Source organism: Comamonas sp. A23, from assembly GCF_004522605.1.
GTDB lineage: Bacteria > Pseudomonadota > Gammaproteobacteria > Burkholderiales > Burkholderiaceae_C > Comamonas > Comamonas thiooxydans.
In genome coordinates, this window is sequence record NZ_RSDT01000008.1 from 79278 (window position 1) to 95547 (window position 16270).

Sequence of the window (16270 nt, forward strand, 5' to 3'; positions counted from 1 at the left end):
CAGTGAACCTGTGATCAAGAGGGCAGGTACCCTGTGGCAACCTCGCCAGCCGCCCAGAGCGCGCGACCCAGCAAGGCGTTCTGATCCACCACCAGGCAGAGAACGGCCGGGAAAGAGCCGTTCACCGCCTGGAAGACCACCGTGCCCGACTCCGTCTCGAAGGTCAGGCGCTTGCAATCCCTGTGTCCGATCTCATTGGCCACGGCCTTGGCCATGGCCATGAGCGAGCCCGCCATGGCCGACAGTCGTTCGGTCGGCAGATCGCTGCGAATGCGCAGCGCTGAAATCTCGAAACCGTCAGGGGTACAGAGCAAGGCGATGTGGACGCCCGCCACCGGGGCGACCACACGCGCCAGGATTTCCTGACCTGCCTCCACGGCATGTGGCGGAATCACGAGGGAGGTATGGGTCTTCATAGAGTCTGACTTTGCAAGGAGAGCAGCGATGCCAGCACGCTCAGGGCATCCAGCATCTGCTGGCGATCACGTGGATCAGCCTCAACAAGCGGGGTGAGGTCATGGCCTTTGGCAACCAGGGCGGAGCTGAATGCCTCCAGCCTTGCTCCGCTGGCGGGACGGCAACTGAGAATGACCATCAAAGGTGCCTGGTCCAGCTCTGCGATCCCCGTCAGCATCTCGCAGGCGTAGTCCACCGCGCCCGCATCGTTGACGTCCACCATCAGCAGCGCTCCCACCGATGCAGAAAGCACCCAGCGGCGCACGAAATCAAAACGATCCTGACCGGGGCTGCCTACCAGCTGCAGTCTCTCGCCAGAGCCCAGATCGATCTCGCCAAACTCCGCACCGACCGTGGTGAACTCCTTGCTGTGCGTCGCCTTGTCCAGGTTGCGCACATCGCTGCCTGCCATGAATTCCCCGCACAGGCTGCGCAGCGCCGTGGTCTTGCCTATGCCCATGGGCCCCAGCAGACTCACCCGCAGCAGACCCTGGCCGGGCTGCATGGGCATGAAAGATGTCATGTACGTCCTCCACGGGTAATCCAGCCCGTCAGCTTGCTGAGCCATTGACGCGTCACGGAAGCGGCGGGCTGCTTCTGGGCAATTGATTTCTGTGCAGCGGAGGGTTCCTCGGAGCCGCGCAGACTACAGCGCAGGACTGCCTGAATCTGAGGCAGGGACAGCAGGGTCGATAGTTGCGACATCTCAATGCCGGCGTGCTCGGCCAGCGATCTGGCATTGATAGGCCCACGCGCGAGCAGCGCCAGCGCACGCATGTTCTGCGCGCTGTTGACGCTGCCAGGCAAAGCAACCCAGGATTTGATTTGAAAGCAATGCGTACAGTCGACTCCCTGCGACTGAAGCTCTTGCAAGGCACGCTGCAGCGGCAGGGGCTCACCGGCCCTGTGCCGGGCTCTCCAGTCCATGAGGAAAACCGCGGCACGGTCGAGCATGTCGATCAGGTCGGACAGCGTGAAGTCCACATCAAGATGTACTGCCCAGCCCTGGGAAGAACGCCCCAGCGGCTGCATGGCCGGCTCGCCGCCGAGATAGACCACACAAGGAGCTCTCGCCTCGGCCCTGACCAGCAGGCTCTCCAGCCCTTCGATCACCAGCACTTCGGCCGCATGGCGTGGAACCTGACGCCAGCCGGAAAGCGACTTGCGCGCGGCCACGGCGAACAGCGCTTCAAAGCGCTGCTGCACGGCAGGCGTCCAAAGTTCTGCGGCCAAGCTCACTTCACCGATGGTTCTCGCCATGCACAACACCCTGAGGGTTGAGGAAAAGACAATGAATCCCTCAACCATCGAAAATTCGCTGGCGCTGTCGGGATCAAGGCCGGACACGATGCAATCTTCACGCTACAAAACTAACACCTTATTACAACAATTATTCAGATAACAGGAGAGTGCACGTGTAGGTGAAACGCTCGCTGAGTCCCTGATTTTTGTCAGTTGTGAACGCGGTCATCAGGGCTCTTCACAGCGAAGCGGTATGCTCCCAGTCCTTGTTTTTGATGATGGGTCACTCTGCTTCATGTCTGCTGGTCTCAACCTCGCTCAGCTCCAGGCCGTGCATTACACCGAAGGTCCATGCCTTGTTCTGGCAGGCGCCGGCTCGGGCAAGACCCGTGTGATTACGCACAAGATAGGCCGTCTGATCGAAACCGGTCTGGCGCCACGCCGCATTGCCGCTATCACTTTTACCAACAAGGCCGCCGCCGAAATGCGCGAACGCGCCGCAGGTCTGATCGGCCGCCAGGCCAAGGAGGTGCTGATCTGCACCTTCCACTCGCTAGGCGTGCGCATGGTGCGCGAGGACGGCCACATCCTCGGTCTCAAGCCCCAGTTCAGCATTCTGGACACCGACGACGTCACCGGCATCCTCAAGGACTGCGCGGGCGGCACCACCGATGTGGCGACGGCCCGCCAGTGGCAGTGGACCATCAGCGGCTGGAAGAACCAGGGCTGGGACAGCCGCAAGGCCCTGGCCATGGCCCAGGACGACAACGAGCGCAGCACCGCTCTCATCATGCAGCGCTATGAAGAGCGCCTGACCGCCTACCAGAGCGTGGACTTCGACGACCTGATCGGCATGCCCATGCGCCTGCTGCGCGGCCACCCCGAGGTGCGCGAAAAATGGCAACGCCTGCTGGGCCATGTGCTGGTGGACGAATATCAGGACACCAATGCCACGCAGTACGAGCTGCTCAAATTCCTGGTGGGCGAGCGCGCCCACTTCACGGCCGTGGGTGACGACGATCAGTCGATCTACGGCTGGCGCGGCGCCACGCTGGACAACCTCAGGAAGCTGCCCGTGGACTTTCCGCAGCTCAAGGTCATCAAGCTGGAGCAGAACTACCGCTCCACCAGCGCCATCCTGCGCGCCGCCAACAATGTGATCGGCCCCAACCCCAAGCTGTTTCCCAAGACACTGTTTTCGGAACTCGGCGAGGGCGAACCCGTGCGCATCGTCGACTGCGACACCGAAGAGCACGAGGCCGAGCGTGCCGTGGCCCGCATTCAGAGCCTGCGCGCCAATATGAACCCGCAGCCCGCGTGGAAGGACTTCGCCATCCTCTACCGCGCCAACCACCAGGCCAAGCCCTTCGAGAAGGCGCTGCGCAAGGCCAACATCCCCTACAAGGTCTCGGGCGGCACCAGCTTTTTCGACCGCGCCGAGATCAAGGACCTGTGCGCCTGGTTCCGCCTCTGGATCAACAACGACGACGACCCGGCTTTTCTGCGCTCCATAGGCACGCCCAAGCGCGGCATCGGCCACACCACGCTGGGCAAGCTCGGGGAGTTCTCCGCTGCGCACAAGCTCAGCATGTTCGGCTCGCTGTTCAATGCCATGCTGGAAGAGGCGCTGCCGCGCAAGGCCTTCGAAAGCCTGCTGGAATTCGGCCGCTATATCAACGACCTGGAATACCGTGCCCGCCACACCCTGGGCTTTGAAGCCTCGCGCAGCTTTCTGATCGACTGGCTCAAGGAAATTGGCTACGAACAGTATCTGTATGACAGCGAGGACAGCGAGTCCGTCGCCGCCGCGCGCTGGAGCAATGTGCTGGAGTTCTGTGACTGGATGGCCCAGCGCGCTGGCGGCCAGATAGAAGATGCTGCAGGCGCCGGCACCCAGACCGAGGTCAAGAGCCTGCTGGAGGTCTCGCAGAACATTGCCCTGCTCTCCACCATCAGCGAGCGCGAGAAGGAGCAGGACATGGTCGTGCTCTCCACCCTCCACGCGTCCAAGGGTCTGGAATGGCCCCATGTCATGCAGGTCGGCGTGACCGAGGGCATGCTGCCATTCAAGCTGGACGATGACGATGGCAAGCAGCAGCAGGTCAGCGATGAAACGGCAGCGCGGCTGCAGGAAGAGCGCCGCCTGATGTATGTGGGCATCACCCGCGCCCAGCGCACGCTGGCCGTGAGCTGGACCAAGCGCCGCAAAAAAGGCCGCGAGATGGTGGCCTGCCAGCCCAGCCGCTTCATCAAGGAAATGGGCCTCGATGCGGCCACGGCCAAGGAAGACCCGCGCGAGAAGCTGCGCAAGCTGCGCGAAGAATTTGCCGCGCGCAAGAACCAGGCGGCGCCAGGCGCCGCCAACTGATGACTCCACATGACTTTGAGATCTTTGATTTTCATAGCTGCCAGCGCTTTCTCCATAACAGCTTGCGCGCAGTTTGACTCCAAGCCTGTCAGCACTTGCGCGCGAGACTGGCAGATGAGCGACAAGCAGCTGCAAGGCGTATGGACGGGCTCCGTCGCCGGCAGTGAGGAAACCGCCCGCATGGTGCTGGGCCCGCATCCCGAATGGGAAGGCAATGTCAAAGGCAGCGTCAGCCGCCTGGGCAGCAGCCATCCCATGGTGGGCGATGTGAACGAGGGTACGGTCACTCTTGAAGAAAGCGCAGACGGCTCACGCATCACCGGCACCTGGCTGGGCGAAGTGGTCGAGGGCAGTTGCGGTACAGAAATTCACGGCAGTTACCAGGAGGGAGAAAATGTTCCACCACGTGCGTTCATCATGCGCAAGGCCCAACCCTGAGCAGGGCTGGGTGTTGCCAACCGCAACCGGCCTGTGCATTGATTGACCCATGAGTATTCGCTTCTTTACCCCGCCCCCCCTGACCCTGAGCATCGGCCTGGCACTGGTCGGCGGCCTGAACCCAACCACCGCCAGCAGCGCGGAACTGCCGCCCCCCGAAAGCTGGCAGCAATGTGCTGCCACCACCAGCAACAACGACCGCCTGGCCTGCTTTGATGCCTGGGCACACAAGCAAGGCCCGGCGGTTGCGCCCCCTGCCACCGGTTGGAGTACACCTGCAGCCAGCGCACAAGCTGCGCCGGCTCTCACTGCCGCTACCGCCTCGGCGAACGATGCCGCGCCCGCCAGTGCGGCTGGGGCGACTGTCGCCAGCGCCGACAGCGGCCTGGGTCTCTCACCCAACAACGGCGGCTGCCGTGATCCGCGCTACACCGAGGTGTCGCGCTACTTCGAGCTGGAGCCCGGCACGGACTGCGGCACTTTCAACTTCCGCGGCTACCGTCCCATGTCGGTCTCCGTGGTCGTGGGCGACGAGGTCAATCAGCAGCCCTATTCGCCCAGCCGCGGCCTGGCGACCGAGCAGCCCTACCAGAAGCACGAGATGCGCCTGCAGCTCTCGGCCCGCACCAAGATTGCCTCCGGCCTGCTGACCGGCCCCACCTCGAAGGGCAAGGATTCGCTGTGGTTCGGCTATACCCAGCAGTCCTACTGGCAGCTGTTCAACGGCGATATCTCGCGGCCCTTCCGCACCACCGACCACGAGCCCGAGGTGTTCTACGTCTACCCGACGGACGCCCAGCTGCCGCTGGGCTGGCGCTGGCGCTACTCGGGCATAGGCATAGCTCATCAGTCGAACGGCCAGAGCAACCCGCTGTCGCGCAGCTGGAACCGCTGGTATCTGATGACCGGCGCCGAGCTGGGCAACCGCTGGCAGCTGCATCTGAAGGCCTGGCAGCGCATGAAGGAGAGCGCGCTCGAGGACGACAACCCCCACATCCAGGACTACATCGGTCGCGGTGAAGTCAAGCTGGGCTGGAACGTCAACGAGCAGAACTATCTGGGCCTGACTGCACGCGGTTCGCTGGGCCAGGGCAAGGGCTCCGGTCGTATCGAGTGGCTGCGCACCCTGGGCCAAGGCTGGAACGGCGGCAAGAGCAATCTGCGCCTGCATGTTCAGCTGTTCAGCGGCTATGGCGACAGTCTGATCGACTACAACAACAAGCGCACGGTACTCAGCGTGGGCCTGAGCCTGCTGGACTTCTGAAGCCGGCCTGGCCCGCAGCCGCTGGGCCGAGCCGTGATTTACGCCAGAAAGCCAGAAGCCCGGGCCTGAGCCACCAGCAACTCGGTAAACCGCGCATAGCCTGCGGCATTGGCATGCACCTGATCGGCGCGCAAGGCGCTATTGCCCAGCACCTCGCTCCAGGCATCGGCCAGCAATGCCACCCGGTTGTCCTTGGCCAAGGTTTGGTAGATGGAGTGATCCTTCATGCGCCCCGTCAACGCTGCACTCAGGCTCAGCTCCGGCACGGCCACCAGCAGCACGGGCGTCGCCCTGGCTTTGCACAGCTGCAGCATGCGCGTGATCTCGCCTTGCACAACTTGCTCGCTCCTGCGCTGCAGCCAGTCGTTGCCACCGGCGCACAGAATCGCCAGCGATGGCCCGTGCTCATCGAGCAGCCCCGGCAGACGGTCCGCAATCTGCTTGCTGGTCTCGCCCGAAATACCTGCATTCACCACCTTCCAACCCGTGCGCTCGGCCAGCAGGCTGGGGTAGCAGGCATCTGCGCTGGCTCCAACACCTTGCGTCAAGGAGTCACCAAGCGCCAGCACGGTAGCCCCGGCAGGAACGGCTGCGGCCTTGGGCGTCTTCTTGCCACAGGCGCTTAGCAGCATGGCACCACCTGTCAGCAATGCTGCGGCACGCATGCATTGAAGAACATGGCGTCGGTACGGGTCAAATATCGGCTTCATGGCATCTCGCAAAACAGCGGGTGTGCAACGGCTGGAGGGCAGCGCGAGGATAGCCCAGCCTCCGCCGCCTCCATGCAAGCCGCGTTGCACAACGGTAAGACTGCAAAGCAGCAGCCGTAAAAAACCGCTGCGCCCAAGGCCCAGCGGCTATGCGTGCGCAGATTGCCAATCAGTCGGGCACGACTGCAGTCACCTCGATCTCCACCTTGGCCCGGTCCTCGATCAAGGCAGCCACCTGCACGGCCGTCATGGCCACGCTGAATGAACCGATCAGTTCGCGATAGGCCTTGCCGATCTCGGCCTGCTGCGCCAGATACTCCTTCTTGTCGGTGATATACCAGGTCATGCGCACGATATGTTCAGGCTTGGCTCCACCGGCCTGCAGCACCTCGACGATATTGTGCAGAGCCTGTCTGGCCTGCGCCGCGAGGTCGTCAGTATGAAACCGACCTTCGGCGTCCCAGCCTATCATGCCGGCCACATAGATCTGGCGGCCGCTGACGGCCACGCCATTCGCATATCCCTTGGGCCGGGGCCAGCCCGGAGGCAGCAGTACTTGCATGTTCAACTCCTGTTTTCTGTTGGATTGGATGAACTTTGCCAACGCTCGATTGCGTGGCGGATATGTTGCGGCGCAGTGATGGCCTGATGGGTTTGGAGACTGGTGAAGACCAGCACTTTCTGCGCCGTCACGCGCAGCTGTCCCTCAGGGCCTGTGCAATCCACATCGAGCGTCAGCGAACGATTGCCCAGCTTGGCAACCGACAGGCCCAGACTCACGGTTTCACCCATGCGGGTGATGGCACGAAAGTCGCACTCCAGATGCACGATGGGCAGGCCCACCTTGTCCTTGTGCAGCATGTCCGCATAGCTCAGGCCCAGCGCTTGGTTGAACCAGTCTTCGACCAGCCCGTTGAACAGCACCAGATACTGGGGAAAGAAGATGATGCCCGCCGGATCGCAGTGCGCAAAACGAATCGGCACCTGCGTCACAAAGCGTTTTGAAGCCATTGCCACTTCATTCATTCCCAAACAATTCCTTCGGCAAAATCTGCCTGCAGCGCTTTTCAATCAGGCGCATGCAGCTTTTAAAAACATGGCAATCAGGTTTGATGTAGGCGAAAGCGCTGCAACTTGCCCGTGGCCGTGCGCGGCAGCTGATCGACGAACTGTACGGCCCGTGGATATTTGTAGGGAGCGACCTGGCTCTTCACAAAATCCTGCAGCTCCATGACCATGGCATCGCTGGCCACATGGCCGGCACGCAGCACCACAAAAGCCTTGACGATCTGGCCTCGCTCGCTGTCGGCCACGCCAATCACCGCGCATTCAGCCACAGAACCGTGCTGCATCAGGGCCTCTTCGACTTCGGGTGCAGCGATGTTGTATCCGGCCGAGATGATCATGTCGTCGGTGCGTGCCTGATAAACGAAATAGCCGTCGACATCCATCAGATAGGCATCGCCCGTCAGATTCCAGCCCCGGCTCACATACTTGGTCTGACGGCTGTCGTTGAGATAGCGGCACCCCGTTGGACCCTGCACGGCCAGTCTGCCCACGGTGCCGGGCGGTACCTCGAGCCCCGCATCATCCACCACCTTGGCCCGATAGCCGGGCACGGCCTTGCCGGTGGCACCGGGACGGGCCTCCTCTTCGCGGTGCGAGATGAAGATGTGCAGCATCTCGGTAGAACCGATGCCGTCAATGATTTCAATACCGGTCGCCTCCTTCCACAGCGCGCGTGTGGAGGCGGTCAAGGCCTCGCCCGCCGACACGCATTTGCGCAGCCGGGTGCGGCGGATACGTTCGCCCTGCTGGGCCATCACACGATAGGACGTGGGCGCAGTGAACACCACACTGGCACCAAATCGCTCAATGCCATCAACCAATTGGACGGGGCCGGCTTTCTCCAGCAAGGCCATGCTGGCCCCGATGGACATAGGGAACAGCACCTGCCCCCCCAACCCGAAAGTGAATGCCAGCGGAGGACTGCCTATGAACACATCGTCGGCATTGGCACGCAGCGTATGCACGGGCCAGCAGGCGCAGACCGCCATCACATCACGATGAAAATGCATGGTGGCCTTGGGCACGCCCGTGGTGCCCGAGGTGAAGCCCAGCAGACAGGTATCGGTCGCTGCAGTTTCCACGGCCTGGAAGTCATCGCCCGCCCGCTCCATCAGGCGCTCCAGTGCATCGGCTTCCACACTGTTGAAATAGCGCACGGCCTTGAGCGTGCTGGTTTTTTCCTGCGCACCCTGCACCTCGGTGCGCAGTGCCGCATCGCACAGCGCATGGCTGATCTGCGCTATGTCGATGATGGTGGACAGCTCCTTGGCCCGCAGCAGCGGCATGGCGGCCACGGCAATGCCCCCGGCCTTGATGACGCCAAACCAGCAGGCCACCATCATGGGATTGTTGGGTGCGCACAGCAACACGCGGTTGCCCGGCTGCAGTCCCAGCTCCTGCGTCAGCACATTGGCGATGCGATTGGCCTTGAGCTGCAGATCCGCATAGCTCCAGCGCAGGCCTTCGGCCTGAATGCACAAGCGGTCGCCGCGCCCCTCGCTCACATGTCTATCCAGCAGCTCCACAGCACAGTTCAGGCGCTCGGGGAACCGCAGCTCGGGCAGCTCGAAAATGAACTCGGGCTGCTGTTCGGGCGGTGGCAGGTTGTCGGCAGCAAAGGTATCGATATGCGCGGTGTACGACATGATTCCGATCTTTCAGGCAAAAACAGGATCAAACGCTTGATACAAAATCGCCATCAGCTATGACTTTTGATAAGGTCACGCCCAATGATGAGCTGCTGCACCTCGGTCGCGCCTTCGTAGATGCGCAGGGCGCGAATCTCCCGGTAAAGGCGCTCCACAGGCTGCTCGCTGACCACGCCCAGGCCGCCCCAGATCTGCACGGCGGCATCGATCACCTGCTGGGCGTTTTCCGTCGCCGTCATCTTGGCCATGGCGGCTTCCCTTGTCACGTTCTCGCCCTGGTCACGCAACCAGGCTGCGCGATAGGTCAGCAGCGCCGCACTGTCGATCTGCGTGGCCATCTGCGCCAGCTTGGCCTGGGTGAGCTGAAAATCAGCCAGCACGCCGCCGAACATCTTGCGGCTGGTCGCGCGCTGCAATGCCTCATCCATGGCACGACGCGCAAAGCCCAACGATGCGGCGGCCACCGAGGTGCGGAACACATCGAGCGTGCGCATCGCCACCTTGAAGCCCTCGCCGGCCGCGCCCACGAGCTGGGTGGCAGGCACGCGGCAGTTCGAAAACTTCAAACGCGCCAGCGGGTGTGGCGCGATGACGTTGATACGCTCGGCAATCTCAAAGCCCGGGGTGCCGGCCTCCACGATCAGTGCCGACAGACCACGCGAACCCGCAGCCTCGCCGGTACGCACAAAAACGACATAGAAGTCGGCAATCCCCCCGTTGGAAATCCAGGTCTTCTCGCCGTTGATGACATAGTGATCACCTTCCAGCCTGGCCTCGCAGGCCATGGCCGCCACGTCCGAGCCGGCGTCGGGCTCGGACAGCGCAAAGGCCGAGATCGCATCGCCCCTGGCCACCAGGCTCAGATAGCGTTTTTTCTGCTCCTCGCTGCCCGCCAGAGAAATCGCCCCCGAACCCAGACCCTGCATGGCAAACGCAAAGTCGGCCAGCCCGCTATGACGCGCCAGAGTCTCCCGGATCAGGCAGATGGCTCTTGTATCAATATGCTCTCCCGCACCGCCATAGGCCGTACCCGCAACCGCATGACGCAGCCAGCCGGCCTCGCCCAGGGCCTTGACCAGTTGCCGGCATTCGGCATCCACATCGGCGCCATGGGAATGCGCAATGTTCTGCCTGGCCCAGGCATCTAGCGACTGGGCCAGACGAGCGTGATGGGCTTCAAAAAAAGGCCACTTCAGATAGCTGGTGTCTGCCATATCAGTTTCCTTGAAAGACTGGCTTTTGCTTGGCCACGAACGCGTGATAGGCACGCGAGAAATCCTCGGTCAGCATGCACAGGGCCTGGGCCTGGGCTTCGGCTTCGATGGCCTGCTCTATGGTCATGGCCCATTCCTGGTGCAGCATGGTCTTGGTAATGCCGTTGGCAAAGCTGGGACCGGCAGCCAGATCGGCGGCCAGCTTCTGCGCCTCGGCCAGCACGCTCTCAGGTTCGCTCAGACGGTTGAAGAAGCCCCAGCGTTCACCCTCCTCTCCGCCCAGGCTGCGCCCCGTATAGAGCAACTCACTCGCACGGCCCTGGCCAATGATGCGCGGCAGCATGGCGCAGGCCCCCATGTCGCAGCCCGCCAGCCCCACGCGGTTGAACAGGAATGCGGTCTTGCTGCGCGCAGTGCCCAGGCGCATGTCCGAGGCCATGGCCATGATGGCCCCTGCCCCCGCACATACGCCATCGATTGCCGCAATGATGGGCTGGGGGCAGGCTCGCATGGTCTTGACCAGTTCGCCCGTCATGCGGGTGAACATCAGCAACTCGGGAGCCTTGAGCGCGACCAGCGGACCGATGATTTCATGCACATCACCGCCCGAGCAGAAGTTGCCGCCCGCGCCGACCAGCACCACGGCCTTTACATCCTGCGCCCACTTGAGCTGGTGAAACAGGTCACGCAGCTCGGCATAGGAATCAAACGTCAGCGGATTCTTGCGCTCCGGGCGATTGAGGGTGATGGTGGCCACACCATCTGTCACCTGCCACTGGAAATGCGTGGCCTTATAGCCCGCCAGCAGCTTGTGATTGCCAGCTTGCAGCGCTGGATCGATTTCATATTCGCTCATGTCTGTCTCCAAAGATCCGGTTCACATGACTTCGCCACCAGCGACGGCTATGGCTTGCCCGGTAATACTTGATGCGCCTCGCCCACATAGCCACAGCACGGCGTCCGCCACCTCGTGCGGCTGTACCAGGCGGCCTTGAGGGTTGGATTTGACGAACTCGGCCATTGCCTGCTCTGGTGTGCGGCCGGTCTTGGCTACGACGCGGTCAATGCCGGTTTTGACAATCTCGGTTTCGGTATAGCCGGGGCAGACGGCGTTGACGGTGATCCCGGTCTTGGCGTACTCCAGCGCCAGAGCTCGTGTCAGACCCACCACGCCATGCTTGGCCGCCACATAGGCTGCGACATAGGCATAGCCCATCAAACCGGCCGTGCTGGCCACATTGACGATGCGCCCCCAGCCCGAAGCGGACATGGCCGGCAGCACTTGCTGGATGCAGTGCATGGTGCCGCTCAGGTTGACGGCCAGCATCTGCTGCCAATGCGCGGCATCCATCTTCATGAATGGTGCACTGCCGGCCTGACCTGCGTTGTTGATCAGGATACTGATGGCACCTTGCGCAGCCACTGCCTTTTCAAACGCCGTTTTCACCTGTGACTCATCCGCCACATCGGCCAGTACCATCCGGCATTGACCGGGATGTTCTTCCACCAGTTTTTGCAGCGGCTCGGCGCGACGCCCCAGCACCGTGACGCGAGCGCCCTGCGCCAGCAACTGGCGTGCAATCGCCTCGCCAATGCCCTGGCCCGCGCCTGTCACCAGCGCATGTTGATCGTTCAGATCGCCTGTCATTGAGTTCTCCATCGCTCACGAAACTGGCGCGAACCGCCACACGAACACCAAGGAAGAGCCACCCCACGCCACGGGTGCCGCCCCCTCCCATAGCGCGCAGCGTGTGGAGAGAGGAGGGGAAGGCGCGCAGCGGCTCAGGGGGTGCTTCATTTCAAGGCCTTTTCGCGCTCGAACAGGGCTTCCATCTGGCGCTTGCCTTGGAAGTATTGTTTGGGCCAGACGATAGGCGTGTAGCCTATCTTGGCGGCCTCGGTCAGCGTCCAGGCCGGATTGGCCAGATGCGGTCTGGCAATCGCACACAGATCGGCACGTCCTGCAGCAATGATGCTGTTGGCATGGTCGGCTTCGCTGATCGCGCCCACGGCCATGGTCGCAATACCGGCCTCTTGTCGAATGCGGTCTGCAAACGGGGTTTGATACATGCGGCCAAACACCGGCTTTTCGAGCTTGCTGACCTGCCCCGATGAGCAGTCGATCAGATCGGCACCTGCGGCCTTGAAGGCCTTGGCAATCTGTACCGCATCTTCGGGCGTGATGCCGCCCGGCACCCAGTCATGGGCAGAGATGCGCACGGACATGGGCTTGTCCTGCGGCCAAACGGCACGCATGGCCTTGAACACTTCCAGCGGGTAGCGCAAGCGGTTTTCCAGGCTGCCGCCATATTCATCACTGCGCTGATTGGTCAGCGGCGAGATAAAGCCCGACAGCAGATAGCCGTGCGCACAATGCAGCTCCAGCCAGTCCACGCCGATGTCGGCCGCCATTTGCGCAGCATGCACAAACTGCTGCAGCACCTCATCCATGTCGGCGCGTGTCATGGCCCTGGAGATCTGGCTCACTCCCTGCAGATATTGCTGCTCCGACGCTGCCATGACGGGCCAGTTGCCCTGCTCCAGCGGCAGATCCGTACCTTCCCAGGCCAGCCGCGTCGAGGCCTTGGCACCCGCATGGCCGATCTGCATGGCGAACTTGGCATCGGTGTTGGTGTGAATCCAGTCGCTGATGCGTTTCCAGGCCTGCTTTTGCTCAGCGCTATAAGTACCTGGGCAGCCAGGCGTGATGCGCCCCTCGGGGCTGACACAGGCCATCTCGGCGAACACCAGACCGGCACCGCCAAGCGCACGCGCACCCAGGTGAACGAGGTGAAACTCACCAGGCACGCCATCAACCGCAGAGTACTGCGCCATGGGAGAGACCACGATACGGTTCTTCAGCGTGATGCCGCGCAGGGTATAGGGCAGGAACATGGGCGGCGGCGCCTTGGCATCGACCGCAACACCGCTTCTTTCGGCCAGCCATTTCTCATAGCCGCCAAGCCACTGCGCATCACGCAGGCGCAGGTTTTCATGGCTGATGCGCTGGCTGCGCGTGAGCATGGAGTACATGAACTGCTCGGGCTCCAGCTGGTCGCAATAGCGCTGGCCGCAGACCTCGAACCACTCCATCGCATTCCAGGCCGCATTCTGAATGCGCAGCGTCTCAACGCGACGCGCTTCCTGATAGGCCGCCAGCACCTCGGGAATATGCGCAGCCGCATCACCCCGCAGCTTGAACTGGCGAGCCAGCTCGATCGCATCCTCAATCGCCAGCTTGGTTCCTGAGCCAATGGCGAAATGTGCCGTATGCACGGCATCGCCCATCAGCACCACATGGCTGCCCTTGCGGTTTTTCAACCACCACTGATCGCAGACCACGCGCTGAAAGTTGATCCAGGCCGAGCCGCGCAGATGGCGGGCATTGGTCATCAGTTTCTCGCCCTGAAGATTGTCCGCGAACAACTTTTCACAGAAGGCAATGGACTGCTCTTGATCGGCGGTGTCAAGACCGCTGGCTTTCCAGCATTCCTCCGTGGTCTCCACTATGAAGGTCGAGGTCTTGTCGTCGAACTTGTAGATATGCGCCTGAAACCAGCCATGCGGCGTGCGCACGAAATCAAAGGTGAATGCCTCGTAGACCTTGTTCGTCCCCAGCCAGATATAGCGATTGGGGCGGGTGACGATATCGGGCTTGAAGATGTCGGCGTACTTGCTGCGAATGCGCGAGTTCACGCCATCGCAGGCAATCACAAGGTCGGCATCCGGATAGTCCTCGTCGCTTTGCACATCGGTCTCGAACACCAGGTTCACACCCAGCTGTTCGCATCGTGCTTGCAGGATATTGAGCAGATGCTTGCGGCCAATCCCCACAAAACCATGTCCTCCGGAGCGAATCTTGCGCCCTTTGAACAGCAACTCGATATCGTCCCAATGGTTGAAAGCCTGCTCGATCTGCGCGGCTGTCACCGGGTCCCAGTCGCGCATATTGTCCATGGTGGCATCGGAGAAAACCACGCCCCAGCCAAAGGTGTCGTAGGGCTTGTTGCGCTCCACCACCGTCACCTCATGCGCAGGGCTCATCTGCTTCATCAGCAAAGCGAAGTACAAGCCGGCGGGGCCACCACCTATGCAGACAATTTTCATGACAGTGATCCGTTCCTGGCTTTTGAAAAATTACTTTATATCTAAATTATTAATGCATGAAATTTTCACTAGAATCCGGCCAAACCCTGAACCCAAAGCACGCTAGTTTGCGCACCATGCCAACCATGGCCCAACACAATCCGGATTTCTCCATCGACATGCCCGAAGCCCCGGGACGCGAGGCTGGCCTGTCCCACTCCGACCATCAAGCCGTGCGCCTGTGGCTGCGCCTTCTGACCTGCAGCACACAGATTGAGCAAGTCATTCGCAGCCAGCTACGCACAGAGTTCGGCACGACCTTGCCTCGTTTTGACTACCTGGCACAACTCAGCCGCTTTCCCAAAGGTCTGCGCATGAAGACCCTGTCGGAATATCTGATGGTGACCGGCGGCAATGTGACCGGACTGACCGATCAACTGGTGGCCGAAGGCTGGGTGGAACGCGTGGCTGACGAGGAAGACCGCCGCTCCATGATCGTGCGCCTGACCCGCTCGGGCAAAAAGCAGTTCAAGGCCATGGCTGCTGCGCATGAGCTATGGCTTGAGCAGTTGCTGACTCCGCTGGGCAGCAAAAACGCCAGCGATCTGTATGAACAACTGGGCAAGCTCAGACAGGTGCTGAGCTCGCCAGAAAGTGCCTGAGTCCGAAAAAACACCGTTTTGTGACAATTTCATGGAGAATGCCCTGCACGCAGTCCTGCGTGACACAGGCTTGGGGGGCATGGTTCATGGATTTACTGCATCTGCGATATCGGCTCAAGTCCGGGTTCTACTATCTCTACGACATGCGTGATGCGCCCAACGCCATCACGGGAGAGCGGCCCTATCGTCTCAAGACCGAGCTGGTCGCCATCGCGTTTGACCGAATCACCGGTCGCGTGCACCAGCATGGTCACCCCACCCGCATTCACTCCTGGGCCATGGGCGCGCAACGCCGTCTGCGCATGGCAGGAGACTGGGAAGGCGCAAACCGGCTGGTCGTGGTCTCCGGCCCGCTGCCCGAAGAAGAAATCAACAAATGCCTGAGCGTGCAAGGCTATTGCCGCTGGATGCTGATGCGCCTGGCCAGCATGCCACATGGCAAATTTGCAGCCCATCGTGCAGGCAGCCGCAGCAGCTGGCAAAGACGTGAATCCGGCCAGCAGCGTCGTGCGGCCTGACCTCCAGTCAAACTTCCTTCCAGCGCTTATTGGTCAAGCGCATAGCGCTATCAAATCAGGAATCAGCATCTTCAGCGGAGTTGTCATCCGCCTCGGCCACTTCGGGCATTTTCACAATCGTCACCGGCAGCCGACTGTGTCTGGCCACCTCGCGTGAGACCGAGCCGATCAGAATGCTGCCCAGGCCGCTCTGGCCCGTGGCACCGATGATGATCTGATCGCATTCATTGCTCTCGGCAATATCGATCAGGGTATTGGCCTCTTCGCCCAGGCTGATCTCCACTTCATAGGAGGCCCCTGCCTCCTTGAGAAGATCCTGTGCAGGCGCCACCAGATCCATGCCGGCTTCGATGCTGGCGTTGGCGATCAGATCTGAATCTGTGGTTGCAAGCTCCAGCAGCGTGGCCTCCTTCTGCACATGAGCTATTACAAAGTGAGCATCCAGTCCGCTCTGCAAAAGCTTGATGCCGTGGCGTACGGCCTCAAGTGCGACATCCGATCCATCCACCGCGATCATGATCTTGAGCATGGCAACCTCCTGTTCGTCTTGCGCACCAGTGTAGGCCCAGGCTGCAAAGACGGGTTGCGAATCTGG

General features: G+C 61.6%; 17 protein-coding genes. 5 read left to right on the forward strand and 12 right to left on the reverse strand.

Annotated features, from left to right (window positions below; genetic code table 11):
- Positions 1 to 14 precede the first annotated feature (14 nt).
- From EIC84_RS17715 to EIC84_RS17725, 3 genes are read right to left on the reverse strand one after another with little or no spacing between them, the layout of a single operon-like run.
- Positions 15 to 416: a roadblock/LC7 domain-containing protein gene (locus tag EIC84_RS17715; protein ID WP_003065588.1), complete on the reverse strand. Its 402-nt coding sequence runs from the start codon at positions 414 to 416 to the stop codon at positions 15 to 17.
- Positions 413 to 979 (reverse strand): ATP/GTP-binding protein, encoded by a 567-nt coding sequence (locus tag EIC84_RS17720; protein WP_003065591.1) that lies wholly within the window; start codon positions 977 to 979, stop codon positions 413 to 415. Before EIC84_RS17720 ends, EIC84_RS17715 begins: the two co-directional genes overlap by 4 nt.
- Positions 976 to 1764 carry a hypothetical protein gene (locus tag EIC84_RS17725; RefSeq protein ID WP_177341126.1) on the reverse strand — a complete coding sequence of 263 codons (789 nt, stop codon included), beginning with the start codon at positions 1762 to 1764 and terminating at the stop codon, positions 976 to 978. The genes EIC84_RS17720 and EIC84_RS17725 overlap by 4 nt, the downstream gene beginning before the upstream one ends.
- 229 nt (positions 1765 to 1993) lie before the next feature.
- On the opposite strand from EIC84_RS17725, the gene EIC84_RS17730 reads away from it, so the two are divergent.
- From EIC84_RS17730 to EIC84_RS17740, 3 genes are all read left to right on the forward strand, one after another.
- Positions 1994 to 4066, forward strand: coding sequence for an ATP-dependent helicase (locus EIC84_RS17730; protein WP_003065596.1), 2073 nt, complete (start codon positions 1994 to 1996; stop codon positions 4064 to 4066).
- A 114-nt stretch (positions 4067 to 4180) separates the two neighbouring features.
- Entirely contained in the window at positions 4181 to 4504 is a 324-nt protein-coding gene (locus EIC84_RS17735) for a hypothetical protein (protein ID WP_003065599.1), read from the forward strand.
- A 49-nt stretch (positions 4505 to 4553) separates the two neighbouring features.
- Complete coding sequence (locus EIC84_RS17740) at positions 4554 to 5768, forward strand: phospholipase A (RefSeq protein WP_003065601.1); 1215 nt, start codon at positions 4554 to 4556, stop codon at positions 5766 to 5768.
- Positions 5769 to 5806: 38 nt separating this feature from the next.
- Here EIC84_RS17740 and EIC84_RS17745 read toward each other — a convergent pair whose 3' ends face one another.
- From EIC84_RS17745 to EIC84_RS17780, 8 genes are all read right to left on the reverse strand, one after another.
- Positions 5807 to 6478 (reverse strand): GDSL-type esterase/lipase family protein, encoded by a 672-nt coding sequence (locus EIC84_RS17745; RefSeq protein ID WP_080554141.1) that lies wholly within the window; start codon positions 6476 to 6478, stop codon positions 5807 to 5809.
- 169 nt (positions 6479 to 6647) lie between these two features.
- Positions 6648 to 7040 (reverse strand): RidA family protein, encoded by a 393-nt coding sequence (locus tag EIC84_RS17750; protein WP_003065607.1) that lies wholly within the window; start codon positions 7038 to 7040, stop codon positions 6648 to 6650.
- A 2-nt stretch (positions 7041 to 7042) separates the two neighbouring features.
- Positions 7043 to 7504 (reverse strand): thioesterase family protein, encoded by a 462-nt coding sequence (locus EIC84_RS17755; protein WP_003065610.1) that lies wholly within the window; start codon positions 7502 to 7504, stop codon positions 7043 to 7045.
- Positions 7505 to 7581: 77 nt separating this feature from the next.
- Positions 7582 to 9192 (reverse strand): benzoate-CoA ligase family protein, encoded by a 1611-nt coding sequence (locus tag EIC84_RS17760; protein ID WP_003065612.1) that lies wholly within the window; start codon positions 9190 to 9192, stop codon positions 7582 to 7584.
- Positions 9193 to 9245: 53 nt separating this feature from the next.
- Positions 9246 to 10409, reverse strand: a complete 1164-nt coding sequence (locus EIC84_RS17765; protein WP_003065614.1) for an acyl-CoA dehydrogenase family protein — start codon at positions 10407 to 10409, stop codon at positions 9246 to 9248.
- Position 10410: 1 nt separating this feature from the next.
- Positions 10411 to 11265, reverse strand: coding sequence for an enoyl-CoA hydratase family protein (locus EIC84_RS17770; protein ID WP_003065616.1), 855 nt, complete (start codon positions 11263 to 11265; stop codon positions 10411 to 10413).
- A 21-nt stretch (positions 11266 to 11286) separates the two neighbouring features.
- Complete coding sequence (locus EIC84_RS17775) at positions 11287 to 12057, reverse strand: SDR family NAD(P)-dependent oxidoreductase (RefSeq protein ID WP_003065618.1); 771 nt, start codon at positions 12055 to 12057, stop codon at positions 11287 to 11289.
- A 146-nt stretch (positions 12058 to 12203) separates the two neighbouring features.
- Entirely contained in the window at positions 12204 to 14516 is a 2313-nt protein-coding gene (locus tag EIC84_RS17780; protein ID WP_003065620.1) for a bifunctional salicylyl-CoA 5-hydroxylase/oxidoreductase, read from the reverse strand.
- Between the two features lie 116 nt (positions 14517 to 14632).
- Between EIC84_RS17780 and EIC84_RS17785 the strand changes: the two genes are divergently transcribed.
- Positions 14633 to 15157, forward strand: coding sequence for a MarR family winged helix-turn-helix transcriptional regulator (locus tag EIC84_RS17785; protein ID WP_012836814.1), 525 nt, complete (start codon positions 14633 to 14635; stop codon positions 15155 to 15157).
- 38 nt (positions 15158 to 15195) lie between these two features.
- Positions 15196 to 15675, forward strand: coding sequence for a hypothetical protein (locus EIC84_RS17790; protein WP_050788965.1), 480 nt, complete (start codon positions 15196 to 15198; stop codon positions 15673 to 15675).
- A 55-nt stretch (positions 15676 to 15730) separates the two neighbouring features.
- On the opposite strand, the gene EIC84_RS17795 is transcribed toward EIC84_RS17790, so the two are convergent.
- A complete protein-coding gene (locus tag EIC84_RS17795) occupies positions 15731 to 16204 on the reverse strand; it encodes a universal stress protein (RefSeq protein ID WP_012836812.1) in 474 nt (157 codons plus the stop codon).
- Positions 16205 to 16270: the final 66 nt, after the last annotated feature.